General features: G+C 72.3%; 28 protein-coding genes and 1 pseudogene. 14 read left to right on the top strand and 15 right to left on the bottom strand.

The window, feature by feature from the left end:
- Positions 1-238: 238 nt before the first annotated feature.
- From ACFYR3_RS30000 to ACFYR3_RS29945, 12 genes are all read right to left on the bottom strand, one after another.
- On the bottom strand, positions 239-2,350 hold the full coding sequence (locus tag ACFYR3_RS30000; protein ID WP_389285191.1) for a cell division protein FtsK: 2,112 nt from the start codon (positions 2,348-2,350) through the stop codon (positions 239-241).
- 86 nt (positions 2,351-2,436) lie between these two features.
- Entirely contained in the window at positions 2,437-2,613 is a 177-nt protein-coding gene (locus ACFYR3_RS29995; protein WP_389285190.1) for a hypothetical protein, read from the bottom strand.
- A 2-nt stretch (positions 2,614-2,615) separates the two neighbouring features.
- Positions 2,616-2,789: a hypothetical protein gene (locus ACFYR3_RS29990; protein ID WP_389285189.1), complete on the bottom strand. Its 174-nt coding sequence runs from the start codon at positions 2,787-2,789 to the stop codon at positions 2,616-2,618.
- A gap of 1 nt (position 2,790) precedes the next feature.
- Positions 2,791-3,003, bottom strand: coding sequence for a hypothetical protein (locus ACFYR3_RS29985; protein WP_389285188.1), 213 nt, complete (start codon positions 3,001-3,003; stop codon positions 2,791-2,793).
- Between the two features lie 83 nt (positions 3,004-3,086).
- On the bottom strand, positions 3,087-3,410 hold the full coding sequence (locus ACFYR3_RS29980) for a hypothetical protein (RefSeq protein ID WP_389285187.1): 324 nt from the start codon (positions 3,408-3,410) through the stop codon (positions 3,087-3,089).
- Entirely contained in the window at positions 3,407-3,580 is a 174-nt protein-coding gene (locus ACFYR3_RS29975) for a hypothetical protein (RefSeq protein ID WP_389285186.1), read from the bottom strand. The genes ACFYR3_RS29980 and ACFYR3_RS29975 overlap by 4 nt, the downstream gene beginning before the upstream one ends.
- Positions 3,577-4,797, bottom strand: a complete 1,221-nt coding sequence (locus ACFYR3_RS29970) for a hypothetical protein (RefSeq protein ID WP_389285185.1) — start codon at positions 4,795-4,797, stop codon at positions 3,577-3,579. The genes ACFYR3_RS29975 and ACFYR3_RS29970 overlap by 4 nt, the downstream gene beginning before the upstream one ends.
- Positions 4,794-5,048 carry a hypothetical protein gene (locus tag ACFYR3_RS29965; RefSeq protein WP_389285184.1) on the bottom strand — a complete coding sequence of 85 codons (255 nt, stop codon included), beginning with the start codon at positions 5,046-5,048 and terminating at the stop codon, positions 4,794-4,796. Before ACFYR3_RS29965 ends, ACFYR3_RS29970 begins: the two co-directional genes overlap by 4 nt.
- Positions 5,045-5,422, bottom strand: coding sequence for a DUF6907 domain-containing protein (locus tag ACFYR3_RS29960; protein ID WP_389285183.1), 378 nt, complete (start codon positions 5,420-5,422; stop codon positions 5,045-5,047). The genes ACFYR3_RS29965 and ACFYR3_RS29960 overlap by 4 nt, the downstream gene beginning before the upstream one ends.
- On the bottom strand, positions 5,419-5,940 hold the full coding sequence (locus ACFYR3_RS29955; RefSeq protein ID WP_389285182.1) for a hypothetical protein: 522 nt from the start codon (positions 5,938-5,940) through the stop codon (positions 5,419-5,421). Before ACFYR3_RS29955 ends, ACFYR3_RS29960 begins: the two co-directional genes overlap by 4 nt.
- On the bottom strand, positions 5,937-6,095 hold the full coding sequence (locus ACFYR3_RS29950) for a hypothetical protein (RefSeq protein WP_389285181.1): 159 nt from the start codon (positions 6,093-6,095) through the stop codon (positions 5,937-5,939). The genes ACFYR3_RS29955 and ACFYR3_RS29950 overlap by 4 nt, the downstream gene beginning before the upstream one ends.
- Positions 6,096-6,205: 110 nt before the next feature.
- Entirely contained in the window at positions 6,206-6,673 is a 468-nt protein-coding gene (locus ACFYR3_RS29945) for a hypothetical protein (protein ID WP_389285180.1), read from the bottom strand.
- Positions 6,674-6,886: 213 nt separating this feature from the next.
- Here ACFYR3_RS29945 and ACFYR3_RS29940 point away from each other — a divergent pair, with 213 nt between their 5' ends.
- The 3 genes from ACFYR3_RS29940 to ACFYR3_RS29930 all read left to right on the top strand — a co-directional run bounded on the left by ACFYR3_RS29940 (position 6,887) and on the right by ACFYR3_RS29930 (position 9,464).
- Positions 6,887-7,114, top strand: a complete 228-nt coding sequence (locus ACFYR3_RS29940) for a hypothetical protein (RefSeq protein WP_389285179.1) — start codon at positions 6,887-6,889, stop codon at positions 7,112-7,114.
- 132 nt (positions 7,115-7,246) lie between these two features.
- Positions 7,247-8,317 (top strand): ATP-dependent DNA ligase, encoded by a 1,071-nt coding sequence (locus tag ACFYR3_RS29935; protein WP_355847916.1) that lies wholly within the window; start codon positions 7,247-7,249, stop codon positions 8,315-8,317.
- Positions 8,318-8,495: 178 nt separating this feature from the next.
- A complete protein-coding gene (locus tag ACFYR3_RS29930) occupies positions 8,496-9,464 on the top strand; it encodes a DUF3048 domain-containing protein (RefSeq protein ID WP_355848096.1) in 969 nt (322 codons plus the stop codon).
- Between the two features lie 138 nt (positions 9,465-9,602).
- On the opposite strand, the gene ACFYR3_RS29925 is transcribed toward ACFYR3_RS29930, so the two are convergent.
- Positions 9,603-10,067, bottom strand: a complete 465-nt coding sequence (locus tag ACFYR3_RS29925) for a MarR family winged helix-turn-helix transcriptional regulator (protein ID WP_389285178.1) — start codon at positions 10,065-10,067, stop codon at positions 9,603-9,605.
- A gap of 271 nt (positions 10,068-10,338) precedes the next feature.
- Between ACFYR3_RS29925 and ACFYR3_RS29920 the strand changes: the two genes are divergently transcribed.
- The 7 genes and pseudogenes from ACFYR3_RS29920 to pcaC all read left to right on the top strand — a co-directional run bounded on the left by ACFYR3_RS29920 (position 10,339) and on the right by pcaC (position 15,782).
- The gene (locus tag ACFYR3_RS29920; RefSeq protein WP_389285177.1) at positions 10,339-11,121 is read left to right on the top strand and encodes a CoA transferase subunit A; all 783 of its coding nucleotides are present in this window, start codon (positions 10,339-10,341) and stop codon (positions 11,119-11,121) included.
- Positions 11,121-11,768 (top strand): CoA transferase subunit B, encoded by a 648-nt coding sequence (locus tag ACFYR3_RS29915; protein ID WP_389285176.1) that lies wholly within the window; start codon positions 11,121-11,123, stop codon positions 11,766-11,768. The genes ACFYR3_RS29920 and ACFYR3_RS29915 overlap by 1 nt, the downstream gene beginning before the upstream one ends.
- A 50-nt stretch (positions 11,769-11,818) precedes the next feature.
- Positions 11,819-11,950: pseudogene (locus ACFYR3_RS29910) on the top strand (3-oxoadipyl-CoA thiolase); the annotation flags it as partial.
- A 10-nt stretch (positions 11,951-11,960) separates the two neighbouring features.
- Positions 11,961-12,731: a protocatechuate 3,4-dioxygenase subunit beta gene (pcaH, locus tag ACFYR3_RS29905; protein ID WP_389285175.1), complete on the top strand. Its 771-nt coding sequence runs from the start codon at positions 11,961-11,963 to the stop codon at positions 12,729-12,731.
- Positions 12,732-12,733: 2 nt separating this feature from the next.
- Entirely contained in the window at positions 12,734-13,297 is a 564-nt protein-coding gene (pcaG, locus tag ACFYR3_RS29900) for a protocatechuate 3,4-dioxygenase subunit alpha (protein ID WP_389285174.1), read from the top strand.
- The gene (pcaB, locus tag ACFYR3_RS29895; RefSeq protein WP_389285173.1) at positions 13,294-14,643 is read left to right on the top strand and encodes a 3-carboxy-cis,cis-muconate cycloisomerase; all 1,350 of its coding nucleotides are present in this window, start codon (positions 13,294-13,296) and stop codon (positions 14,641-14,643) included. The genes pcaG and pcaB overlap by 4 nt, the downstream gene beginning before the upstream one ends.
- Positions 14,640-15,782: a 4-carboxymuconolactone decarboxylase gene (gene pcaC, locus ACFYR3_RS29890; RefSeq protein WP_389285172.1), complete on the top strand. Its 1,143-nt coding sequence runs from the start codon at positions 14,640-14,642 to the stop codon at positions 15,780-15,782. The genes pcaB and pcaC overlap by 4 nt, the downstream gene beginning before the upstream one ends.
- A gap of 362 nt (positions 15,783-16,144) precedes the next feature.
- On the opposite strand, the gene ACFYR3_RS29885 is transcribed toward pcaC, so the two are convergent.
- On the bottom strand, positions 16,145-18,811 hold the full coding sequence (locus ACFYR3_RS29885) for an ATP-binding protein (protein WP_389285171.1): 2,667 nt from the start codon (positions 18,809-18,811) through the stop codon (positions 16,145-16,147).
- A 501-nt stretch (positions 18,812-19,312) separates the two neighbouring features.
- On the opposite strand from ACFYR3_RS29885, the gene ACFYR3_RS29880 reads away from it, so the two are divergent.
- Both ACFYR3_RS29880 and ACFYR3_RS29875 read left to right on the top strand, forming a co-directional pair.
- On the top strand, positions 19,313-19,594 hold the full coding sequence (locus ACFYR3_RS29880) for a hypothetical protein (RefSeq protein WP_389285170.1): 282 nt from the start codon (positions 19,313-19,315) through the stop codon (positions 19,592-19,594).
- Positions 19,595-19,779: 185 nt separating this feature from the next.
- A complete protein-coding gene (locus tag ACFYR3_RS29875; protein ID WP_389285169.1) occupies positions 19,780-20,784 on the top strand; it encodes a DUF2510 domain-containing protein in 1,005 nt (334 codons plus the stop codon).
- Positions 20,785-20,997: 213 nt separating this feature from the next.
- Here ACFYR3_RS29875 and ACFYR3_RS29870 read toward each other — a convergent pair whose 3' ends face one another.
- Positions 20,998-21,615 carry a TetR/AcrR family transcriptional regulator gene (locus ACFYR3_RS29870; RefSeq protein ID WP_356783257.1) on the bottom strand — a complete coding sequence of 206 codons (618 nt, stop codon included), beginning with the start codon at positions 21,613-21,615 and terminating at the stop codon, positions 20,998-21,000.
- Between the two features lie 232 nt (positions 21,616-21,847).
- Here ACFYR3_RS29870 and ACFYR3_RS29865 point away from each other — a divergent pair, with 232 nt between their 5' ends.
- Together ACFYR3_RS29865 and ACFYR3_RS29860 are read left to right on the top strand one after the other, a co-directional pair.
- Positions 21,848-22,798 (top strand): phosphatase PAP2 family protein, encoded by a 951-nt coding sequence (locus tag ACFYR3_RS29865; RefSeq protein ID WP_355847949.1) that lies wholly within the window; start codon positions 21,848-21,850, stop codon positions 22,796-22,798.
- Entirely contained in the window at positions 22,795-23,766 is a 972-nt protein-coding gene (locus tag ACFYR3_RS29860) for a hypothetical protein (protein WP_355847952.1), read from the top strand. Before ACFYR3_RS29865 ends, ACFYR3_RS29860 begins: the two co-directional genes overlap by 4 nt.
- The last annotated feature ends 199 nt before the right edge of the window (positions 23,767-23,965 follow it).

Genomic DNA, 23,965 nt, shown 5'->3' with positions numbered 1-23,965 from the left:
CGTTGTGCGCGCGCCGGCCGACCCGCAGCCGGAGCTTCCTCCCGAGGCAGCCCGGACATGCCTAGCGATACGACGGGGAGGGAGGCGAGGCGGGGGAGGCTGAGCAGCCCGATTCCCGATTCCTCGCCTCCCACGGATGAGCCTCCCTGGCCTCCCTGAACCCGCATAACCGCAGGTTGCTACGGGGGAGGCTGATCAGGGAGGCGGCAGGGAGAACTCCCCAAGATCCCCGGCGTCCCTACTCGTCGTCGAAGTCGTCGACGTCCTCAGCGAGGCGCTCCAGCACAGCGTCCTGGACCCGGTCGCGGGCCACGACCATCACCCCGTTCGACTTGTACTGCTCGGCCCCGTAGGGCTCCAGCGCCCGCTTCAAGTCCGTCGGCCCCCAGGCGCCGTATGCCTCCGGGTTCCGGGCCGCGAGCCGGTGCAGCACCTCCTGCGCGAGCACACGCGCCTCATTGCCCAGGATGGCCGCGACGTCGGCGAGCGGGTCGGCCGGCTGGAACGTCGGCTCCTCGACCGCCGCACCGCCCTCGTACAGGCCCATCGCCCGGACGACCACCGGGGTCACCTCGTCGATGCCCTTGTCCGGGTCACGCGCCACATAGTGGGAGCGCACCACCTCGAACGGCTTGCTGCTGAACCCCACGGTCACGGCCGTGCCCACGTCCTCGCCAGGGATCAGCGTGGTCGCGGTGACGCCGGCTTTGTGGCGGCCGGAGCCGAGCAGCCCGTCGTTCGCCACGTGGTCCCCGACCGCGAACGCCACCCGGTGCGAGGTGTTGCGGGTGACGTCCCGCGGGAGGCTGTCCGCGGTCGGGGAGACGGTGACCCAGATCAGGGTGATGGCCGTCTTCCTGGCCTTCTTCATCACCTTGATGGCCAGCTCAGCGGCCTCCTTGCCGTACTCCTTGTGCATGAACAGCTCGTGGCACTCGTCGAACACGACGACCTTCGGCCGCATCCGCGGGTCCTTCAACGCCAGCTCCCGCGTCACCTTCGTGGCTCCGTCGCCGAGTTCCTCCAGCAGCTTGCCGCGGGTGGTCACCTCGTCACGCAGGCTGCGCAGCGCCTTCAGCGCTGCCTCGATGTCCTCGTCGTCGTCGCCCTTGACCAGCGTCTTCAGGCGCGGCTTCAGCGGGTCGTAGTCCGTGTTGTAGGCCATGACGTAGGCCTCGACGATGACGAGCGGGTCGAGGATCGCGCCGAGCAGCAGGGCGATGACCAGGGAGGATTTTCCGGAGCCCATGATGCCGCCGACCATGTAGTTCGCGGCCATCAGCTTGCCAACGACCGGCTCGCCGCGCTGCGAGACCGCGACCGGCACGCCCGCGAAGTAGTCGGTGGTTCCCTCGGTGAGCAGCGGCCACGGCGGCACCGGCCCGGACAGCGAGCCTTGGTCGGCGACCCACAGGTCGAGGGTGCCGGGCTGCTTCGGGGGCTCGGTCGGCCACACCTCGACAGGCTTCCTGAGCAGGTTGTGCGCCAGGACGTTCTTCTTCCCGCAGATCATCTCCACGGTGACGCCCATGGGCAGCTGCAACTGCGTGTGCCAGCCGTTCCCCGAGCGGGTCGTCGGCTGCTCCCACCGCGGCTGCCAGCCGTCCTTGATGGCCTTGTTGAGTGGGGCGATGCCGAGGTTGCCGAGCGCGCGCAGGATGGCGCCCTCGTCGGGCACGACGTCCCGCTCGTCGCTGCCCACGGGCAGCGCCCACGACGGGGCGGTCTGCCGGTGCCGGCCGACTGCCCACACCCCGGTGAGGGCCAGCCACGGCAGGGCGTACAGCAGGGGTTCCCAGATCACGCCCGCGAGGAAGGAGACCCAGCCGACGAACTCGATGACCGTGGCAAGCGGGGTGAGGACGTCGCGGACGTCGCGGTTGTACCCGGCCATCATGAGGCCGAGGACGAACAGGACGCCGGCCCCGGTGAGTACGGCGGAAGCCAGGGCCTTCGGGGCGTTGAGCATCATCTGGAGGATGTCCATGCGCCGCTTGTGGCGGGCGAACCGGTACGCGTACGCGCGCTGTTCCCACTGTCGTACGAGTTCCTCGTTCCCTGCGATCTCCGCGGCGCGCATCATGCGGGAGTGCATGGCGGTGGTCCGGGCTTCCCACGCGCGGCGGGTGAGGACGCGGGTACCCCCGAGTACGTAGGCGCCGTGGCGGACGAGGAGCCGGTACGCGGCGTGCTCGCGGGCCTCGACGACGATCCGTCGAAGGGTCTCGATGCGGAGCCTGCGGCTGGCCTTCGGCGAGGCTGCGGGTACGGGTGTACCCGGCTGCTTGGGTACGGCGGGTACGGGTGTACCTGCGTGTTCTGTGTTGGCGGGTACGGCGGTGTCCGTCATGCTGTGCTCTCCGGTCGCTGTGATGGCTGATCGGGGCCCGGGACGGCCGTCGCCCGGCCAGGTAGAGCGGCCGTCCCGGGGCGTACCTACTTCTTGCCGCGCTCGTTTTCGCGCTGCTGCGCCTTCTCGCGGATGCGCTCGACGCGGTTCTCCAGCGCCTTGACGGGCTTGCCGCGGGCCTGGCGGCGCTCGATGCGGACGCCGAGCAGGATCACGGCCGCCAACTCGCCGGCGTTGTGCGGGTCGTGCTTGGAGACGGGCATGGTCAGCTCCCGTTCTGCCGGCGGACGGCATCGGTCATGTCGGCCACGGTCTGCTCGAACGGGGCGTCGTTCTCGTGGATGGCCTCGATGAGCGCGTGGGCCAGGCCCTGCGCGTCACCGGCCGCGTTGGCGGCGAGGGCCTCGGCGGCCTTGGTCTCGATGAACTCGTTCGCCATGTCAGGCCTCCGGGGCGATGTCGTCGGTGCTGGTCATGGCGGCGGCGATGGCGGCGTGGCTGTCGGCGACCTGCGCCCACAGCCCGCCAGCTGCCGCGAGCGGTACGGCGATGGCTCGGGCGTCGCCGCGGGCGGCCATCTCGGCGTCGCGGGCGAGGCTGGCGGCCCGGTCTAGGGCGTGCCCGGCCAACTTCAGGTGCGTGTCACGGTTCACGGGTTCTCCTTGGTCGTGGGCCGGGTTGTCCGACCCCACCGCACCCGCACGGTCGTTATGGCCGTGCAGGACGGAAGGGCAGGTCAGCGGCCCTTGGCGAAGTCGCGCCACATCGAGCGCAGGATGAGCAGGCAGGCGGTCGCGCAGCACGCGCCGATGGCGATGGCGATCGAGGCCAGGGCGAAGGCGATCGAGCAGACGCACGCGGTGCCGCCGATGACGAGCCACTTCTTCGCGTCGAACTGCGAGGCGGGCGCGGCCTGGTGCTGGCAGGCCGGCGCCTGCTTCTGGGTCTGTGCCAGCTTGGCCAGCTCGACCGCGGCGAGAGCGACCTGCACGGCGGCCGTGTTCACCGCGGCCTCGGCGGCGGCGGCCTCAGCCTTGGCGAGCGGGTTGGACTCGGTCACCGCGTCCACCTCCGCAGGTGGGGCAGGCGGGTACGGACCGCGAGGCCGAGGCCGAACGCCACCGCGACGGGCTTGGACAGCACCGCGACGACGACCGCGAGGACCAGAGCGAGCAGCGGCGGGAAGGCGAGCAGGAGACCGAGCAGGGCGCCTAGGAGAAGCCACTTCATGCCCGCACCCCCATCAGCTCGTCACGGATGCGCTGGGCGCGCGGCTGGCCGATCCCGTACATCTCCTTCAGGCGCCGTACCCCGGGTACCTCGGTGCCGAAGTCGGCCCGTACCTGGTTGAGGAGCGGGTCCGGGTCGGGGGTGTCGTCCTCGGGGTCGTCGTCGGCACCGTCCGGGTCCGGGTACTCGGTCGGCTCGATGGTGTACCAGGGGCGTTCCTGCGCCGCGGGTACCCGTACCTCCGGCTCGGGACCGGGGAACGGCTCGGGGTCCACGGGACGCTGCGGAGGGAGCCCGCAGGACGTCGCGGTGGGCAGCAGCCGGGCGCCCGCGGGTACGGCCTCGGGCGGGGCGGGTACGCGTACCTCGATCGCCGGGTACACCTCGGGTACATCAGGTACACGGTGTACCTCGACGGTCACCTCAGGCTCCTCGACCACGAACGGCGAGGGGAGTTCAACGGTCGCGAGAGTGCCGGCACCCCGCCGCGCGGCGAGCATCCGCATCATCACGTCCAGCTGCTCAGGATCCGTGCCGACCCCGGACCGGGCCACGGCCGAGGCGAGACGGGCCTTACCCCAGCGGCGCAGGCTCGGGCGGGCCGCGAGCTGCACCGCGCGGGCGGTCGCCCGGTCCCGGGTGATCTGCTCGGCGCTGCGGTCGCGAGTGGCCAGGCCGAGCCGGGACAGCAGGCGCTCGCGCAGTTCCCTGCCGATGACCGCGGCCAGGGACTGCGAGCCGGCGCCGGGCTTGGCGTGGCGTAGCTCGATGCCCATGGCCAGGTGCCACAGCATCGCGGCCATGACGGGGCCGACCACGGCGCGCACGGTGCCGCCGACGAGGCCTGACTCCGAGTAGGCGGGGATCACCTGCACCCCGGTGATGAACCAGACCAGGGCCCCCGGGGTGCCGGGCGCTCCCTGGGGGCCTCGCAGGTTCTGCCGGGCCATCAGGGCGCAGGAGAACAGGGCCAGTTCGGCGGCGGCGAACATGGCGCCGCGCTCGGTGGTCGACGTCATGTGGAGCCGGTGTTCGGCGAAGCCCCACGAGGTGTCGCCGCTGTACGCGGTGCACGCCATCGCGGCGAGGGAGGCGACCACGACGGCGGCCGGGGCGCGGGTGGCCTTCAGCAGGGCCACCAGCACGGCGAGCGGCAGCACGGCGGCCGCGGCCGTGGGTAGCGGGTGGGCTTGGGCCCACATCAGGAGGGAGGTCATCGCTTCCCGTCCTCTCGGAAGGTGGCGTAGTCGCCGGGCGGATAGACGTAGTTGGACAGGGCGCCCTCGGCGGCCACGGCAGCGGCGCCGAGTCCGGCGACGACCGCGGCGGCGCCAGCGTGTCCGTGCTGCGCGGCAGTGTTCGCCGTCACGGAGGCGACCTGGGTGGTGCGACGGGCCGAAGCGGGCGAGCCGTCCGGGTTCGTCATCGCCGCGTACAGGGCGGTGCGTGCGCGGTCTCGGAGGCTCACTGGCCATCACCGCGGAGTGCGTCGAGTTGGTCGGCGAGGGAGCGGATCTTGTCGGAGAACCGGTCGAGGTCGGCGGCCAGGCTGTACAGCTCGGTGGGGTCGAGGGTCTGGCCGAGCGGGTAGACGGAGACGCCGGCGGCCTGGCCGCCGAGGTGCGGGTCGGAGAAGTTGGCGTAGGGGGACTGGACGATCTCCGCGGCGAGCAGCGTGCGACCGAGGTGCACGCACTCGACGACGGCGCTCGCGTGGATGAGGTCGACGCGCTGTGTCTGGGGGTCGTGGTGGCTGTGGCCCGCGCACCAGGACGGTTCCGGGAGGGTGATCTCCCCGTGGTCGGCGGTGGTCAGAGTGACGGTGCGGGGCTCGGTGGTCACCGGTCCTCACCTGCCGCTCGGTTCTCGGCGCGGCTGCGCTGCGACGGCCGGGTACGCGGGCTGTCCATCCACGGGAAGGGGCGGGTGCCGTCGGCGGCGGTGAAGACCCTGATCGCTGCGCCCTCGGGGGCGTCGGGCAGGGGGTAGACGCGGCCGCCGTCGAGGGAGGCCAGGAGGCGGGCGCCGTGGTGCTCGCATCCGTTGGCGCCGGCGTTGCGGGAGTCGAGGATGGTGACGACGGCCGGGCCGTCGCACGGGGTGGGGTCCTCGGGGTGCGCGGCCGGGCAGCGTTCGCCCAGGTCGTCCAGCTTCCCCGGTCGGGGAACCTCGGCGTCGAGGGCGCGGAGCAGGATGCGGAGGGCTTCGGTGAGGGCGCCGTGCGCACGGTTCACGGCGAACAGGTCGCGGTGGTCGACGCGCTCGTGCTCGGCAAGCAGCAGCTGCGCAACACGGGCAGCGACGGCAAGGGCGCTCGGATCGGCCGGGTTATCCACACTGTGGATCGAGGTGTGGATCATCGGGTCACCTGCTTGCGGATGGCCCCGGTGACGCCGGCCTCGGTGATGCGGACGTCGATGGTGCGGCTGATGATTCCGGCGGCGATCAGGCGACGGCCGGGGGCGGCCTTGATCACGATGGGCGGGGTGACGGGGGAGGCTACGCTGGTACCCAAGGTCGTTCTCTCCCTAGGTTGTGGCGGGGTTCGGCCCTAGGCCCCGGCGGGTGCTCGCTACACCTGCCGGGGCCGTCTGCTTTTGCAGGGGCCGTGGGGCGGAGAGCGGGTCAGGCGGTGAGGGCCGGGACGTCGACGCGCTCGACCTTGAGGGACGGCGCGGACTGCTTCATCGGGACCGGGCCGAGGCCGAGCCGCTCGTAGGTGGCGCGGATCGCTTCGAGATCGGCGGTCTGCCGACTGCTCGGGGTGCGGGAGACGAGCCATCCGCCGTACAGGCCGGCCGGGAGGCGGTCGAGGAGCTTGCGGGTCTTGCGCTTGGCGCGGTCCGCGGTGCGGGCCTGGTCGGCAGCCGCCGCGAACTCGGCGGCGGCGGTCTCGATGGCCTCGACCTCCGGCAGCTCGTCGGCAGCGTAGACGCTGGCCGGGTCGGGGGCGGTCTCCGTCTCGATGGTCTCCAGCTGCTGCGCCTCGATGAGGGCGGCCGGGGTGATGACCGAGCGGACCGCGTCGGCGACGGTGCCGAGCAGGCCGCGGACGGTGCGGGCGGTACGGGGGCTCATGAGAAGGTTGAGCATCGGTTCTCCCTGTTAGCGCAGGTGGATTCCGTAGGCCCTCGGCCGGTGTTGACGCACCGTCGGGGGCCGCTTGCGTTGTCGGGGCTGGTCTCCCTTGCCGACACCTCCACTCTAGGGAACATCATGTTCCCTCGTCAAGCATCGCAGCCATGGACATTGACGCCTTCGTAGGTAACATCGTGTTCCATGACGACGGATGGAACACTGTGTGCCATGGATAAGCGATCACTGGCGCAGTTCGCGCAGCGCTTCAGGGATGCCGAGCAGCGGGCGGAGGTCCTGCGGCAGGAGCTGGCCGCGGCCATCCGTCAGGCGGACGTCGACGGCGTCGCGCAGAAGGACATCTGCGAGGCAACGGGGTACACCCGCCAGCAGGTTCGGCGGATCGTGCTCGCCAGCGATGCCGATACGAACAAGCCTGAGACGGCCACCGAGCCGTAGCCGGCGGGGCGGCCGTCTCACACTCGTCTCACAGTGCTGCCATCAGAGGACGGCAAAAGCGCAGGAAGAACGGCGTCTGCCGGACGAACCGTGCAGCGCGCGGACACCATGGACGGCTCTTAGAGTCGAAGCATGGACCTGCCGGTGATGCCGCCCGTGAAGCCGATGCTCGCCAAGTCCGTGGCGAAGATCCCGCCGGACATGCACTACGAGGCGAAGTGGGACGGTTTCCGGGCCATCGTGTTCCGCGACGGCGACGAGATGGAGCTCGGCAGCCGCACCGGTAAGCCGCTGACCAGGTATTTCCCCGAGCTCGTGGAGGCGTTGCGGGAGCGGTTGCCGGAGCGCTGTGTGATGGACGGGGAGATCGTGATCGCCAGGGACGGGCGGCTCGACTTCGACGCGCTCACGGAGCGGATCCACCCGGCGGACTCACGGGTGCGGATGCTGGCCGAGAAGACCCCCGCCTCTTTCGTGGCCTTCGACCTGCTGGCGCTGGCCGACGAGTCGCTGCTCGACGTTCCGCTGGGCGACCGGCGCGCGCTGCTGGTGACGGCGCTGTCCGGGGTGACGGCGCCGGTGCATGTGGCGCCGGCGACCACGGACCGCGAGGTGGCGCAGCGGTGGTTCGAGCAGTACGAGGGGGCGGGGCTCGACGGGGTCATGGCGAAGCCGCTCACGCTGCCGTATCTGCGGGACGAGCGGGCCATGTACAAGATCAAGCACGAGCGGACGGCGGATGTCGTCGTCGCCGGCTACCGCTTCCACAAGAGCGGACCGGTCGTCGGGTCGCTGCTGCTCGGCCTGTACGACACCGGGGGCACGCTGCAGCACGTGGGCGTGAGCGCAGCGTTCACGATGAAGCGGCGTGCGGAGCTGGTGGAGGAGCTGGAGCCGTTGCGGCTGGAGGACGCGGCCGAGCATCCGTGGGCGGCCTGGGCGCAGGAGTCGGCGCACGAGACGGCGCGGTTGCCGGGCGCGCCCAGCAGATGGTCGGCGAAGAAGGATCTGTCCTGGATCCCGATCAGGCCCGAGCGGGTGGCCGAGGTGGCGTACGACCACATGGAGAACGGCGTACGGTTCCGCCACACGGCCCGCTTCCGCCGTTGGCGCCCCGACCGCACCGCCGAGAGCTGCACGTACGGACAACTGGACGAGCCGGTCGGCTACGACCTCGCGGAGATCCTGGGCCCGCAGGGCTGACGGGCCGGGCGCGGAACGGCCTCCTCCGCGCCTCCGTTCCGCCCTGCCCCGGATCCTCCCGCTGAGCCGGCCGGCTCACTCGACGCGCGCAATCAGAAACGATCGGGTATGGCCACCGATGAACTGATGAGCGCACAATCGATGGCACGGGACAGGTGGCACGGTGGGCATGCGAGAGATGGTGCGGATGAGGCGCGGCGCATGGACGGCGGCGCTGCTGGCCGTCACGGTGACGGGCTCCCTGCTGACGGGCTGCACCTCGGGGGGCGGACCGACCGACGACGGCCGGGGCCGGACCCCGAGCCGGAGCCCGAGCGAGAGCGGCAGGCCGAACACCGGCTCGGTGCTCGCGGTCAAGATAGACAATGTGCCCGCGGCCCGCCCCCAGACGGGGCTCGACGCGGCGGACGTGGTGTACGCGGAGCAGGTCGAGGGCGGTCTGAGCCGGCTGATGGCGGTCTTCGCGAGCACGCTGCCCAAAGCCGTCGGCCCTGTGCGCAGTGCCCGCGAGTCGGATCTGGAGCTGCTGAGACAGTTCCACGAGCCGACGCTCGCCTTCTCCGGGGCCCAGCGCAGGTTGCTGCCGCTGATCGACGACGCTCCGTTGAATCCCGAGCCGCCGGGGAAGATGTCCGGCGCCTGGTACCGGGGCGCGGGCAAGGCCGCGCCGCACAATCTGTATCTGCACCCGCAGGACCTGGTGGGCTCCGCGCCGGGCGACGCCGCGCTGACCACCGGCTTCCGTTTCGGTGCGCCGCCCGCGGGCGGCACCCCCGAGTCCTCCCGCACGGTCCGCTTCCCGTCGGCCCGCTTCACGTTCACCTGGTCCGCCGAGCGCGGGCGCTGGCTGGTGGCCATGGACGGCACGCCGACGGTGACGACCGACGGCGCCTCGGTGGCTCCGGCGACGGTGGTCATCCAGTACGTGAAGGTGCGCGAGTCCAAGTACCACGACGTCCTCGGCAACAATTCGCCGTACACGGAGTCGGTGGGCTCCGGCACGGCGCAGGTGCTGCGCGACGGCCGCGCCTTCGACGCGAAATGGACGCGACCGGACGCCACCGACGGCACGCGCTTCACGACCCCGGACGGCACGCCGATGAACTTCGCGCAGGGTCAGGTGTGGGTGGTCCTCGCCAAGGCGTGAGCCGGCAGCCGGCCTGCGGGGCCCGGCTCCCACCGGCCCCCGCGTCCGCGCCACGGCCCAGGCCGGCTCCGCATCCGGGGCCGCCTCACCACCTCGCCTCGCCTCGTCACCTCGCCACCTCGCCTCGCCGGGCAGCCCTCAGCGCTGTGCGCCGAGGGGTTCCGCGGGATTGCGGAGCCCCTCGGCGGCGTCCGAGACCCGCTGGATGAGGTCGAGGAAGAGGGTCTGTTCCTCGGCGGAGAGGGGGGCCAGGAAGACCTGGTTCATACGCGCCGTGCGGACGGTCAGTCTGCGGTGGATGCGAACCCCGTCGTCCGTGAGGCGGAGCAGGAAGCGCCGTCCGTCCTGCGGATCGCGCACCTTGTCCAGCAGGGCGCGCCGTCCGAGCCGGCTGATGACCTCGGCGATCGTGGACCGGTCGAGCCCGACCCTCTCCCCCACCGTGCGCTGGTCGAGGCCGGGCTCGGCGACGAGCGCGTTCAGGACCGCGAACTGGGGCGAGGTGATCTCCTCGGAGACCATCGCGTTCCACAGCAGGTAGTGCGCCTGCTGCAGTCGCCGGGCCAGGTGCCCGGGGTGGGTGGAGAGGTCCACCGCGGCCATGTGCGCTCCTCGGGTCCGGTACACGCTGGTGACGTGCGCGCCAGGGTCGTATGTGTTGATGCGCTGAATTCGTAGGTGCACTGAACAATACCTGTCCTCCCGTACGCTGTCCCGACCTCCGAGCACCCTCGACAGCCTCGCGAATTCAGGCCCTCATCTGGGGTCTTGACGGACCGAAGTCCGGGTGGCAGCGTGTGGAGAACTTCGGAGAATTAGTCAGTGCCCTGATTAATTCGAGCGCTGGACCCTCGGGAGAGATGAGGCTCAACGGATGGACAAGGTGGTCGCCACAGCACGGGAGGCGGTGGCCGATGTACCGGACGGCGCGACGCTGGCGGTCGGCGGATTCGGCCTCAGCGGTGTACCGAACGTGCTGATCGAGGCGCTCCACGAGCTTGGCGTCCAGGGGCTCGGGGTGGTCTCCAACAACTGCGGGGCCATGGACTCCGGGCTCGCGACCCTGCTCGCCGCCGGACGCATCGCCCGTGTCACCGGCTCGTACATCGGCGCGAACAAGGAGTTCGCCCGGCAGTACCTGGCCGGCGAGCTGGAGGTCGAGATGATCCCGCAGGGCACGCTGGCCGAGCGGCTGCGCGCGGGCGGCGCCGGGATTCCCGCCTTCTACACCCCCGCCGGGGTCGGCACGCAGGTCGCCGAGGGCGGGCTTCCGTGGCGGTACGACGGCCGTGGCGGCGTCACGCTGGCCTCCCCGCCGAAGGAGGTGCGCGAGTTCGACGGCACCCCGTACGTACTGGAGCACGGCATCCGCACCGACTTCGCCCTGGTACGGGCCGCGAAGGGCGACCGGCACGGCAACCTGGTCTTCAACAAGTCCTCCCGGAACTTCAACCCGCTCGCCGCGATGGCCGGCCGGGTGACGATCGCCGAGGTCGAGGAACTCGTGGAGCCGGGCGGGATCGATCCGGACGCGGTGCATCTGCCGGGCATCTTCGTACAGCGCGTCGTGGCTCTGACCCGCGAGCAGGCGAACGCCAAGATGATCGAGAAGCGGACGGTCTCGGCGTCCGCGGCGGACGGAACGGTGAGCGAGTAATGGCCTGGAGCAGGGAGGAGATGGCCGCCCGCGCCGCGCGTGAACTCGCGGACGGCCAGTACGTGAACCTCGGCATCGGCCTGCCCACGCTGATCCCCAACCACCTCCCCGCGGGCGTCGAGGTGATCCTGGAATCGGAGAACGGCATCCTGGGCACCGGCCCCTACCCGGCCGAGGACGAGGTCGACCCCGACCTCATCAACGCGGGCAAGGAGACCGTCACGGTCCTGCCCGGTGCCTCGTACTTCGATTCCGCGCTGTCCTTCGGGATGATCCGCGGCGGGCACATCGACGTCGCGGTGCTCGGCGCGATGCAGGTCTCGGCCGGCGGCGACCTGGCCAACTGGGCCGTCCCCGGCAAGATGATCACCGGCATCGGCGGCGCGATGGACCTCGTCCACGGGGCCCGTACGGTCATCGTCGTGATGACCCACACCGCCAAGGACGGCTCACCCAAGATCCTTGGGGAGTGCGAGCTGCCGCTCACCGGAAAGGCGTGCGTGAACCGGATCATCACCGACCTGGGCGTCCTCGACGTCACCGCCGAGGGCCTGCTCCTGGTGGAGACCGCGCCGGGTGTCACGGCCGAGGAGATCGCGGCGAAGACCGCCGCCGAGATCCGTGTCGCGGAGGGGGCCCAGTCGTGAAGGACGTCTACATCGTCGATGCCGTCCGGACGCCGGTGGGCGCGTACGACGCCCTCGGCGCCTCCGGTGCCCGGCTCGCCGGCACCGTCGCCAACCAACTCGCCCGCAGGGGCGGCGGAGTTGGTGTCGCCACCCCCTGTATCGGCGTGGGCCAGGGCCTCGCCGTCGTCCTCGAACGCTAGGAAGTCGACCATGGCTCTCACTCAGTCGGACATCGACGTCGAGATCAAGGATCTCCAGGACGCGTACGACAAGGCGGTCGCCGGCGGCGCGCCCGCGCGGCACCATCCCGATCGCGACTACGCCCCGTACCGCAGCTCCCGGCTCCGCCACCCGAAGCAGCCGCTGGTCGCCGTGAGCGGCGGCGACCCGGAGACGGTCGAGCTGTCGGGCCCGGTCTTCGGGGTCACCGACATCACCGAGATCGACAACGACCTCACCCTGCAGCACCGGGGCGAGCCCATCGGCGAGCGGATGACCGTCTCGGGCCGGCTGCTCGACCGCGAGGGCCGTCCGGTGCGCGGCCAGCTCGTCGAGATCTGGCAGGCCAACGCCGCGGGACGGTACGCCCATCTGCGCGAGCAGCACCCGGCGCCGCTCGACCCCAACTTCACCGGTGTGGGACGGACCCTGACGGACGATCAGGGCCGCTACACCTTCACCACGATCAAGCCGGGGCCCTACCCATGGGGCAATCACACCAACGCGTGGCGGCCCGCCCACATCCACTTCTCGGTCTTCGGCACGGCGTTCGCCCAGCGGCTGGTGACCCAGATGTACTTCCCGGGCGACCCGCTCTTCCCGTACGACCCGATCCTGCGGTCCGTGACGGATACGGCGGCCCGCGACCGGCTGATCGCCGGCTACAACCATGATCTCTCGCGGCCCGAGTTCTCCCTGGGCTACGAGTGGGACATCGTCCTCGACGGTCCCTCCGCCACCTGGATCGAGGAAGGCCGTTGAGCATGGCCGAGCGGTTGCTCCCCACCCCGTCCCACACCATCGGCCCCTTCTACGGCCACGCGCTGCCCTTCCCGGGTGGCGGCGAGATCGCGCCCCAGGGCCACCCCGACACGATCACCCTGCACGGCCATGTCCTCGACGGCGCGGGCGCGCCGGTCCCCGACGCCCTGCTGGACTTCTGGCAGGCCGCGCCCGACGGCTCTCTCACGGGCGCCCCCGGCTCCCTGCGCCGCGACCCGTCGACGGGCGGCTTCCTCGGCCGCAACGGCGTCGACTTCACGGGCTTCGGCCGCGTCGGCACCGACGCCGACGGCCGCTACGCGCTGCACACGCTGCCGCCGGGGAACACCGGGCTGCCGTACATCGGCGTGTGCGTGTTCGCGCGGGGGCTGACGCACCACCTGTTCACCCGCGCCTATCTGGCCGACGGCACGGACCCGCTGCTCGACGCGCTGCCGGCCGAGCGGCGCGCCACGCTGATCGCTGCCGAGGGCGCGCTGCGGACGTACCGTTTCGACATCCGCCTTCAGGGCGAAGGCGAAACGGTCTTCCTGGAGTTCCAGTGACAGCTGCCGATCCCGTCGTGTCCGACACCGGTCTGCTCGCCCCCGGCCGGGCGGGCTCCCCGGCGTCGGCCGCGACGAGCGACACGGCGTATCTGCGCGCCCTGCTCGACGCGGAGGCCGCGCTGACCCGGGCCCAGGCGTCACTGGGGCTGGCCCCGGCCGAGGCCGCGACGGCGGTGACCTTCGCTGCCGACGGCGCGGACTTCGACATCGCCTCGATCGCGCTGCGCGCCCGAGGCGGCGGCAACCCGGTGATCCCCCTGGTCGCGGATCTGACGGCCGCGGTCGCCGCCGAGTTCGCCGCGTACGTCCACCGGGGCGCGACGAGCCAGGACATCCTGGACTCGGCCACCATGCTCGTCGCGGCCCGCACCCTGGACCTGGTCCTGGGCGACCTGGACCGGGCCGGACGGGCGCTGGCCCGGCTGGCGGAGGAGCACCGGGACACGGTGCTGCCGGGCCGCACGCTCACCCAGCACGCGGTGCCGACGACCTTCGGACTGAAGGCGGCGGGGTGGCGTTCCCTGGTGCTCGACGCCCGGGACCGCGTGCACGCCGTACGGTCCTCCCTGCCCGCCCAACTGGGGGGAGCGGCAGGCACCTTGGCCGCCTTCGCCGCTTTCGGCGCGGATGACACCCCGGCCCTGGTCGCCGCCTACGCCCATGAACTGGGCCTCGCCGAGCCCCTGTTGCCCTGGCACACCCTGCGCACGCCGATCGCGGACCTGGCCGGAGCGCTGGCGTTCACAGCCGGCGCGCTCGGCAAGACCGCCGTCGACGTACTCACTCTCTCGCGCACCGAGATCGCCGAGCTGGCCGAGGGGTCCGGCGGCGGCTCGTCCGCGATGCCGCACAAGGCGAACCCGGTTCGGGCCACTCTCGTGGCCGCCGCCGCCCGGCGTGCCCCCCTGCTCGCGGCCACCTTGTACGGCGCGATGGCGGCCGAGGACGAGCGGCCGGCCGGGGCCTGGCACGCCGAGTGGGAGCCCCTGCGCGATCTGCTCCGGCTGGTGGGCGGGGCGGCACGCGACACGGCCGAACTGACCGAGGGGCTGCGGGTGAACGCCGAGGCCATGCGCGAACACCTCGATCTCACCCATGGGTTGATCGTCTCGGAGCGACTGGCCGCCGAACTGTCCCCGGTGCTCGGCCGGGCGCCCGCCAAGGAGTTGCTGACGCGAGCCGCACGACGGGCGGTCGCCGAGCGGCGGCCCCTCGCGGACGTGCTCGGCGAGGAGCCCGGCCTGAAGGACCTCCCGGGCGTCGACCTCGCGGACCTCACCGACCCGACCCGCTACACGGGCTCCGCCGGAGTCCTCACCGACCGTGCTCTGGAGCGACGTTGACCGTGAAACTGCTCGACCACCGCACCGAGGGATCCGCCACCGCTCCCCCGCTGCTCCTCGGACCCTCGCTCGGGACGTCGTACGCCCTGTGGGACAGGATCGCGCCCGAACTGTCCGTCACCCACCGGGTGGTGCGCTGGAACCTCCCCGGGCACGGCGGCGCACCGGCCGGCCTGATCGGTCCCGGGGCGACGGTCGCCGACCTGGCCGCGCTCGTGCTCGAACTGGCCGACTCCCTGGGCATCGAGCGTTTCTCGTACGCCGGTGTGTCGCTGGGCGGCGCGGTGGGCCTGCAGCTGGCGGTCCATCACCCCGAGCGGCTCTCGTCCCTCGCCGTCATCTGCTCCTCCGCCCACTTCAACGGGTCGAAGCCGTGGGAGGAGCGGGCCGAGCTGGTGCGCCGCGAAGGCCTCGGGCCCGTCGCCGCGACCGCCGACACCCGGTGGTTCACGGCCGGTTTCACCGTTCCGGAGTTGATCGAGGATCTCCGGGGCGCCGACCCGGAGGCCTACGCCGCCTGTTGTGACGCCCTGGCCGCGTTCGACATCCGGGACCGGCTGGCGTCGATCACCGTACCGACGCTGCTGATCGCCGGGCGCGAGGACCCCGCGACGCCGCCCGCGCATCTGCGCGAGATCGCTGACGTGGTGCAGGGCGCGGCGCTCGTGGAGATCCCCGGCGCATCGCACCTGGCGCCCGCGCAGTGCCCGGAGGCCGTGTTGACGGCCCTGCGGGCGCACTTCTCGACAGGGGGGACCCGGCGCGGCATGGAGGTGCGCCGTCAGGTGCTCGGCGACGAGCACGTGGACCGTGCGCAGGCCCGCCAGAGCCCGTTCACGGCCCGGTTCCAGGACTTCATCTCGCGCTACGCCTGGGGCGAGATCTGGACCGATACGACGCTGACACGCCGTGAACGCAGCATGATCACGCTGACCGCGCTGGTGGCGCACGGCCACTACGAGGAGTTGGCGATGCATGTCCGCGCGGCGCGGCGCAACGGGCTCACGCCCGAGGAGATCGGCGCGGTGCTGCTGCAGACAGCGGTCTATTGCGGTGTCCCGGCCGCCAATTCGGCGTTCGCGGTGGCCCAGCGGGTGCTGGCGGAGGAAGCCGCACAGGACGGCCCCCGCTCGGACTGACACCGGCAGGTGGGGAACCTCGCGGCCCGGTGGGGAGGGCCTTCAGACGGGACAAGTGATGCTTGCGGGCCCGGCGTCGCGGTGACCGATGTGGTGCGGCTCGAAAGCCCCGCCAAGGTCGTCCTGAGGGAGGCCGAGAGTGCCGGGCTGCTGGTCGGCTTCGCCACCGCAGCCCTCGGGAGCGGCTCGCCTTCGCCACCTTGGGCCTCCTGAGCGGCTCGCCTTCGCCACCGTGAGCCTCCTGAGCGGCTCGCCTTCGCCACCGTGAGCCTCCTGAGCGGCTCGGGGCTGCGCACCCGGGACTCGCTCCACGAACGCCGGGCCACGGCCGATCCTGCCGTGGTCCGGTGCCGGGCAGCGGGCTACAGGCCCGTCAGTGCCGCCTCCGCCTTCGCCACCAGGCCGTCCGCCCCACAGGCGCGCGCCAGTGTCAGGCCCTTGTTGAGTTCCATCACCGAGCGGGACACGATGCCGTACTCGATACGGGCCGCCGCGTGTTCGTACTGGCAGGGAGAGGCTTCCAGATAGGTGACCGCCTGGGCTGCCAGCCGGACCGCGCGCTGGCCGGTTTCGAGGGCGGCGGCGCAGCGGAGCGCTTCGCCGATCGCCGTGTCGGTGCCGAACCGCTCGGCCTGACGGCGGGCGTCGCCGGCCAGCGCGGCGGCGCGTGACGGGTCCTCGGTGGAGAGCGCCCGCGCGAGGTCGACGGCCCAGGGAGCGAGCACCGTGTTGTGGTGACCGCGGGCGGCGGCGGCCTTCTCCGCCGCCTCCAGTTCGTTGATGCCCTCCTTGGTGCGGCCGACGGCGAGCAGCAGACGGCCGCGCACCGAGCGGGTGTCGGGAAGGACGATGGTGGAGGGGTACGGAGGTGTGAAGCCGTAGCCCTCGGCGATCTCCGCGGCCTGCTGGACGTGCCCGCGGGCCAGCAGGGTGTCGATGAGCCCGCAGGTCGCCGACCAGTACAGGGGCAGCCCGCGTCCGACCCGCTCCGCGAGGCGCAGCGATTCGCGCTGGTAGTGCTCCGCGTCGGCGAGGCGGCCCCGCCTGCGGTGGGCGAGTCCGAGGTAGGCGTTGGCCAGGGACAGATGACCGCCGCTCCAGCCCGCCTTCACGTAGGCGTGCAGGGCCTCGCTGAACAGGCTCTCGGCGCGGTCGAGCCGGTCCGCGTAGGCGTACGCGCTGCCCAGCATGAGCAGGAGTTCGACGCCCCACTCGGTGTCGGTCCAGGCGAGTCCGGGTGCGAGGCGGCCGTTGACGAGGGCCCGGTCGCAGAGTTCCACGACCTCCTCGGCGTTCTCGCCGCGCGTCATCGCGTCGAAGCCACGCAGTATGAGAAGCGCGCGCTCGGAGTTGTCGCGCCCGGTACAGGTCGTGACGAGTTCCGCGAGACCGCTGGAGTGTCCGGCTCGCTCCTCGCCCGCGTGGATGCCCTCCCACATGTAGTGCACGGCCTGGAGCCGCATCCGGGCGGGTCCGGGCTCCAGCCGCTCGACCTCGGCGTCGACCGTGCGGACGGCTTCGTCCAGCTGGTTGTTGTGGAGCAGCGCCTGGGAGAGCCGGAAGACGGCGTCCACCCGCACGGTGTCTTCGAGGCCGGGCCGTTCGAGCGCGGCACGCAGATGTCCGATGGTCGTGGACGGCGCGGTCAGGAGGGTGGCACAGCCCAGCTCGTAGAGCACCCGCGAGTGCACCTCGGGAAGCGGTGGCTCCTTCAGGGCGCGCTCCAGGCAGCGCCTGGCCGCGTCCGGGGCACCGACGGCGAGGTGTTCGCGGGCGGCCTCACGCATCTGCTCGACGAGTTCGGGATCGTCGTCCGGATGCACTTCGAGGAGGTGGCGGGAGGCCGCAGCCGCACCCCGTCCGGACTCGGTGACCGCCCAGGCCGCCTGACCGTGCATCGCCGTGCGCAGGGCGTCCGGGATCGAGCGGTAGACCGCTGTCGCGATCAGCGGGTGCACGAACTCCAGGTCGCCGTCCGGCCGTTGGCCGTTCGCGGACCCTGCCGCGGTCAAGATGCGGGCTACGCCCAGCAGTTCGGCGCAGCGCGAGGCCTCGTCGTCCGGCATTCCGGCGAGTTGGGCGGCGAGATCGAGGGAGATCCCGGTGCCGAGGATGGCTGCCGCCCAGGCGAACCGGGTGGCGTCGACGCCGAGTCCTTCGAGGCGGGCGACGAGTCCGCGGCCGCGGGCCGAACGGTTCAGGTCGCGCAGATCGGCGGCCGAGCCCTCGCTCGGCTCCAGGTCGCTGTCCTGGACCTTGGCGAGCAGTTCGACGGTCTCGTACGGGTTGCCGCCGGTGACCGCCCACACCTCGCGGCAGAACGGGGCGTCGGCGTGCTCGCCGAGCGTGGCGCGGGTGAGTCCCTCGGTGGCGGCCGGGGTCAGTGCGCTCAGGGTGGAGATCGGACGGGCCGCGGCGGCCACCACGTCGAGCAGCCGGGCACTCTCGCCGCCGACCCCGCCGGGCCTGCGGGCCACCACGACGAGGACGGAGAGGTCGTCGAGGCGCTCGGCGAACGCGGCGAGCCAGCGCAGGGTCTCCTGGTCGGCCCAGTGCGCGTCGTCGATGAGCAGGACGAGCGGCCAGTCCCGCTTCGCGAGCCGCCGCACCGCGGCGACCAGGCCGTCGCAGACGCCCTGCGGGTCGGGCTGCCGGTCGCCCGGTTCCGCGATGCCGAGGGCGGGTCCGGCGATGTCGTACCAGTCGCCCAGGTATTCGCGTGCCTCCTCCGGAAGCAGCGAGACGAGGGCCGGCTGGAGTAACTGCCGTACGACGTTGAAGGGGACGGACGTGACGGTTTCGCCGCCGCGTGCCGACCACACCGCACAGCCGCTGCCCTCCGCGATCCGGCGCGCCTCGGCGAGGAGGGCGGTCTTGCCGAGCCCCGCCTCGCCGCTGAGCACCAGCAGGGTGCCCGAGGTCGCGGAGTCCGCGCGCAGCGCGGTGATCGCCTCTTCGAGGGTGGCGACCTCCTCATCGCGCTCCCACAGGGAAGCCGAGGCGACCGTTCCGGGCCGTACCTCCGTCATCCCGCTACCTCCCCAGGTCGCCCAAACGACGTAACTGCAATGAGCCTAGCCTCCGGGAAGGCACGGTGGAGGCGGGACCCCGCAGCAGTTGCCGGGACGAGTGACGACGATGTCGCGGAGGCGACGCCACCGGGCGCCCAACGGCCCCGGGGTCCCAGTTGCCGACGGTCAACTGCGGGGAAAATAAAGGTAATGTTCCGCCTTCGTCCGCGCCGCCGGGCCGGGATCGACCGACCCCCGTACGCCCCGGGAGGGACCGGCACGAGAGCCCCGGCGCGTGACTGTGACCTGCGCGCCCTCCGGTCCGGCACTCCCGCGGAGCCGTACTCGCGGGCTCCGTGGGCAAGTTCATCGGGGTGGTACGAGTCCGGCGTCCACGGCTGTTCCGCGACGGTCGTCGTGGCCCGCCTGCGCACTCCGGGGGCGGCGGCGGGCCCGAGGCATTCGCGAGACCTACGCGCCCTTGGCACTGGCGTTCTTCATCCGTCCGGTGAGGCCGTCGTGTTCGTCCTGCCGCTCGGCGACCGCACCGGACGGCCGCCGATCCCGATCACGGTCTTCGTCCCGCCGCCGGCCGCCGACACCGTGATCGGAACCCTGCCCGCGTACGGCACCGTCGGCACCCTGACCCCGTGGCCGCTCACCGTCCTCCGGGTGGGCGTCCCGGCGTGCTCGGACCGGTCACCCCAGGCCGAGGCGGGCCGCGGCCGCCGCCGTGGGCGGAGCGGGAGGGGAGATGGCGGAGCCGGCCGAGCGGGCACCGGTGCGCCTCGTCTGGAGTGAACCCGGCCACGGTCCCCGGCCTCGTCGGCATGCCCGCGCCAGATCTCGGAGCGGGCCCCCGGCGGGCCTCCGGGCGCGCTTCGGGGAAGGTCTTCGCCCCTCCCGGGCACTCGCGGCACGTCCCGGAGCGGGCTACGGGGGAGCCCTCTCATCAGCCTTTCACCCTGGGCTCATACGGTGGGCCCATGACGCAGGTGACTCCCCCCGGCTGGTATCCCGACCCCGGGCAGACAAATGACGCTCCCGCCACCGAGCGTTGGTGGGACGGTAAGGCATGGACGGACCAGGTCCGCCCCGTCGGGTCGGCGACCGTATGGGGTCCCCCGGGACACCCGCCGGAGGCCGGACCGTATCCGCCGCACCCCCCGGGTGGCCCGCGGCGCGGGCTGCGCACGGGCATAGCCGTCACGGCGGCGATCGCCGTCCTCGTGGGCATCGGCGGCGGCGTGTACGCGCTGACCAACGACAGCGGAGGCGGCGGCAGCGCGGCCTCCCAGGGCCCCGGCGGGTCGAACGGCCAGGGCGGACCGGGCGGACCCGGCGACGGCCAGGGCGGCTCGGGCGGTCCGAGCGGCGCTCCTGGCGACTCGGGAGGCTCCGGTGGTTTCGGCGGCCGGACGCCGTCGCCCGGCGCGTCGGGTCAGCCGCAGACCGAGGACGGCTACGCCACGGACGTCTACAACGGCATCAGCATCCCGGTGCCGGACGGCTGGACCGGCCAGAGCGGCGCGGGCACGGCCGCGGTCTCCACCAAGGACACCTACAAATGCCCGGGCGACACCTCGCAGGACTGCCAGCGCGGCGGCGCGTACTCGGCTCCGGCCAAGGCGCAGAAGCTGAAGTCCACGACGGCGGAGGCGGCGGCCAAGGAGGACATCTCCAAGAACGCCACCGAGTCGTACGGCAAGGGCTACGGCTCGATCACCTCGCACACGCAGCTCGCCTCCAAGGCGGTCACGGTGGCCGGTGAGAAGGGCTATCTGGTCCGCTGGAAGGTCGCGACGAGCAAGGGCGACGACGGTTATGTCGAATCGCTCGTCTTCCCCTCTCCCGCCGACCCCGCCTCGCTCGTCGTCGTCCGCTTCGGCGTCGACATCAGCTCCAAGGCCCCCGAGCAGTCGATCATCGACACGATCACGAAGGGCATCAAGGTTGCCGCCGGTACCGGCGGCAACGGACAGAACGTCTAGGACCACCACCGCTGGGCATCCCTGTCCCAGCCCTGCTCGGACAGCTCGGAAAGCTCGGCCACCTCGCCCACCCCGGACATGGATCGGCCGGGTGGAGCGCCCCTCCGCTCAAGGGGAACCCCACCCGGCCGGGGGGTGCGCGCCGCCCCCGTCCCCACGGTGCGGCGCGTTACAGGCCGACGTCCGGTCATCCCACGGACGGCGGCCTGAGTCTTAAGTGAGCCCGAGCGTCGGCAGCACGACCGCCTCCACGAACCGTGTGAGATACGCCGCGTCCGCGTACTGGCCGTCCAGGAGCGGGCGCACCCGCAGGACGCCGAGCATCTGGGCCGGAATGAACTCCAGCGCCGGATGGCCGGCGGCGACCTCGCCGCGCTCGACACCACGGCTGACCATCTGCCGCAGCTCGGCGACCTCGGGTTCGACGAGCGCGTCGCGGAGCGCCTGCTGGAGCTCCTTGTCCTGCATCACGGCGTTGCCGAGGCCCTGCAGCAACTGCGTACTGTCCCTGGCCGACCATTCGCCCGCGGCCCTGGCCGCCTCGAGCAGGTCTCCGGCGAGCGAGCCGGTGTCGATCCCCGTGAACCGCGGACAGCGGTTGCTGCGCAGCGCGGCGGCCACGAACTGGGGCTTCGACTTCCACTGACGGTAGAGCGTGGACTTGCTGCACCGGGTGCTGGCGGCGACGCCCTCCATGGTGAGCGCCTCGTAGCCGCATTCCCGGATCTGTTCGAGCACTGCGTCGTAGAACTCCCGCTCACGCTCGGGCGTGATCTTGGAGCGGCGCGAGGCGACGACCGTCTCCGGTCCGTCCGCGGCCTGCGACGTCATGGCGCTTCTCCTCGCTCCATCCGGCTCGGGCCGGTGCGGTCTTGCGCTCAGTGTAATCGATACGCGAGGGTACCGGTACGCATCCGTATCGGTACCCTTGCGTATCGGTACACTGCCGTATCGATGAGTCTCGGACAGGATCCACTCCTCCCGCACACGGAGGCCGAGTGGACCCTGTCCTGGGCTCACCGCGCACCACTCGACACGAGACCGTCAGCAAGGGGGCCGGGGGATGGATTCCCGAACCGAGCCTGCAGATTCCGCATCCGAGTCCGCATCGGAACCGGAGCCGCCCGACGCGGCCATACCCGCGGCCGCGTCACCCGACACGGCCGCCCGGGCGCACCCGCAGCCGCGCCCGGACCCGCACGCCCACCCAGGTGCGGACCCGGGTGCGGACCCGGACGACACCGCGGCGCGCCCGCCGCTCCTGCGGGAGCTGCTGCTCGTCGTCGGGCTCTTCGTCGTCTACAAGGCCGGCCGTCTGCTGGCCACCGGCCACACCGACGAGGCCTTCGCCAACGCGCACCGCGTCTGGGGCTGGGAACGGTCCCTGCGCCTGCCGGGCGAGGGCGCCGTACAGGCCACGCTGCTGCACAGCGACCCGCTCGTGCACCTCGCGAACACCTACTACGCGACCGTCCACTTCCCGGCCACCGCCGCCTTCCTGGTGTGGCTGTATCTGCGACGCCCCGCGCACTACGTGTGGGCCCGCCGGGTCCTGGCCCTGGTCACCGCCGCCGCCCTGGTCGGGCACCTCACGTTCCCGCTCGCACCGCCGCGGCTGCTCGCCGAGGCGGGTCTCGTCGACACCGGCCAGGTGTACGGGCCCACGGTGTACGGGGCCCACCCGGCGACCGACGCGCTGGCGAACCAGTTCGCGGCGATGCCGTCGCTGCACTTCGGCTGGGCGCTGATGGTCGCGATCGGCCTGATCACGGCGACCCGGTCGCGCCTTCGCGCGCTGTGGCTGCTGCATCCCCTGCTCACCCTGCTGGTGATCGTCGGCACCGCGAACCACTACTGGCTCGACGCGATCGTCGCGACAGCGCTGCTCTGCGTCGCCCTCGCCGTGGTCCGTCCGCCGCACCGGACGGTGACGACCGTGAGGGCCGGCCAGGCACGTGGGCACGCCGAGGTCCCCGTACCGGATCTGCCCGAACTCGTGGGAGCGGGGCGATGAACCCGACGCTCGCCGCCATCGCCCTGTCCCTCTTCTCCGCCGTCGCGTACGCCTCCGCGGCCGTCGCCCAGGAGCGGCTGGCCGCCCGGTCGGCCGGCTCGGGCACACTGCGCCTGCTGGCCCGCGGCGCCTGGTGGTGGTCGGTGGCACTCAACGCCGCGGCCGCGCTGCTGCACGTCGCGGCCCTCAAGTACGGAACGCTCACGCTGGTCCAGCCGCTCGGGGCGCTCACGCTCGTGGCGGCGGTGCCGCTGGGCGCGCGGATCGCCGGACGGCGGGTCAGCACGGTCGAGTGGCGCGGTACGGCGCTCACGCTGATCGGCCTCGCGGCGCTGCTCGTCACGGCGTCCGGACCCGCGCCGGACGATGTGCTGAGCCTGCCGCAGGCGTTGGCCGTCGCGGGCACCACCGCCGTACTCATCGGCGGGCTGTCGCGCGGTGCGCGGCCGGGCCTGCGGCACGCCACGGCCTCCGGGTTCGCCTCGGGCGTGGCGTCGGCGCTCACCCAGACCGTGACGGTGGCCGCGACGGACCGCTCGGACTCGCTGCTGAGCGCCCAAGTCGTCGTGGTGGCGCTGCTCGTGGCGGTCTTCGCGGCGGGCGGACTGCTCCTGTCGCAGACCGCTTACCAGGGCGGACTCGGTGCCCCGCTGGCCGTCGTGACGCTCGCCAACCCGCTGGCCGCGGCGGTGATCGGGCTGTCGATGCTCGGCGAACGTCTCCAGGGCGGCACGGCCGGCCTGCTGCTCGCGCTCACGGGGGCGTCGATCGCCGGGTGGGGCGTGGTGACACTGTCCCGCTCGGCGCCCGAGCCGGCGGCGACCCCGCTGGACGCTCCCCTGGACGCCTTCATGGACGGCGACGACCACCCGGTCGCCGCGGTGCTGGCACTGGAGCCGGGATCGGCGGCGTACGAACCCTCGTTGGTGCCCCAGCAACCCAACTCGGGCCATCTCACGTCGCTGTAGGAACAGGCAGCTCGCATCACTGCGGACAGCCGGCCCACATGACCGAGAAGGTCCGGCTCACGTCGTTGACGGGAACAGACGGAAGGGGGGGGGGGGGGGGGGGGGCCGGCCCCCCCCCCCCGGCCCCCCCCCCCCCCCCCCCCCCCCCCCCCCCCCACCGACCCCGGGGGGCGGGGCGGGGGCCCCGGCGCGCCCCCCC

Origin of the sequence: Streptomyces sp. NPDC005784, assembly GCF_042871525.1 — a bacterium.
GTDB lineage: Bacteria > Actinomycetota > Actinomycetes > Streptomycetales > Streptomycetaceae > Streptomyces.
Note: the sequence above shows the minus strand (reverse complement) of the source record. Positions and strands in the feature narration are given on the sequence as shown.